The 1,689-nt window shown below is 47.1% G+C and carries 1 pseudogene; it reads left to right on the top strand.

Annotation, left to right across the window (positions count from 1 at the left end):
* Positions 1 to 207 precede the first annotated feature (207 nt).
* A pseudogene (locus BVH04_RS13015) lies at positions 208 to 1,689 on the top strand (IS1634 family transposase); the annotation flags it as partial.

Below are 1,689 nucleotides of genomic sequence, written 5' to 3'. Positions count from 1 at the left end.
AGGCGTTAAATAAAAAATTTCAATTTATTTTCAGTTGCAAGGCCATCAAACTGCTGTACTCCCCTAGGGAGATTTTATTTCTTGGTCTCCATAAGGCCTTCATTTGGTTTGTAGTACACAGGGGGTATTGCTTTTTGGCCTTCCCCTCCAGTACTTTAGGACGTGTATTTCAAGTTCTCCTTGCGTTAACATCCTGAGTCAGGGAAGCTGAGCGGTTACTACCGTTTGGTGGAAAGTTATCGAAATGCAGCTAATAGGGTATGTCATCGCACTATTCTGAACGTGGGTTTTATGGAAGATGTCACCGCTGAGCAGCTCAACAAAATCCAAAAGCAGCTGACCGAAAGATATGAGCACAAACAGACCGTTTTTCAGCAAGAAGATGATCCGCTCGTCAAAGACTATGTTGAAGCCTTTTGGCAGCGTATTGTCGCCTCCAAGAAATTCGACCTAGTTTCAGTGGAGAAATTGTCCCGTATGGTGAACATGGATACCCTACAGCATAGCAATGCACGGGAAATCGGTGCAGAGAACATCGCCTATCAGACCTGGGAAAAGCTACAGCTCACCCCGTTGCTGCTTTCTGCTGGGTTCACCCCCGAGCAGGCCAAGTTAGCCGCTACCCAAGTGATCAGCCGTGCAGTATACCCAGCATCCGAATTCAAAACCGCCCGATGGATAAAAGAAAATTCGGCTGTCTGTGAACTCACTGACTACGACATGGACAAGGTGACCAAAGACAGGCTTTATCAAAGCGCACTGCATTTATACAAGGCGAAAGATGCCCTAGAGAAACACCTGTCCAGTCGCACCAACGAGTTGTTTGATCTGGAAGATAAAATCATCCTCTACGACCTGACCAACACGTATTTTGAGGGAGAAAAGCGCAACAGCCAGTTGGCAAAATTCGGCAGAAGCAAAGAAAAGCGAAGCGATGCCAGGCTGGTGGTATTGGCCTTGGTGGTGAACATCGAAGGCTTCATCAAATACTCCTCCATCCTGGAAGGAAACATCGCCGACTGCGCTACCCTCTCAGCAATGATCGAAAAGCTCGCCGCCCATACCTGCCCCGGCCCGGCAGTAGTAGTGCTCGATGCGGGTATCGCCACAGAAGAAAACCTCAAGCTGATCGAATCCAAAGGATACAAATATCTCTGTGTAAGCCGTACCCGGCTCAAAGATTACACCTATGTTCCCGACAGGCTTACCACCTTGTTGGAGACAAAATCAAAGCAGACCATAAGGCTGAGATCGGTCACCACAGAAAAGAACACCGATTATTACCTAGAGGTCAAAAGCCCTTCCAAGGAAAAGAAGGAGGAAGGCATGAAGCTTCAGTTTGAAAAAAGGTTTGAAGAAGAACTGCAAAAGATCCACACGGCTGCACCGCAAGGGAGGAATAAAACAAACCGATAAAGTCCATCAGCGGATAGGCAGAGCCAAATAAAAATGCCCGTCGGTTCAGTCCTATTATGACATTACCGTCAGCAATGATCAAAAAACAGGGCTGGCAACAGCAATCACCTGGAAAAAAAATCCCGGCAAGCATAAGGAAAAAAATAACAACCTGGGCATCTACTTCCTGCGCACCAACCTGAATGTTCAGGAAGAGTACATCGCCTGGAACATTTACAACACCATCCGAGAGATAGAGAATGCGTTCCGAACCTTGAAAACCGACCTGGATCT

This window comes from Algoriphagus antarcticus, from assembly GCF_002150685.1.
Classification (GTDB): domain Bacteria; phylum Bacteroidota; class Bacteroidia; order Cytophagales; family Cyclobacteriaceae; genus Algoriphagus; species Algoriphagus antarcticus.
The sequence above is the reverse complement of the archived record's forward strand: the minus strand, read 5'-3'. Positions and strand labels throughout refer to the sequence as shown.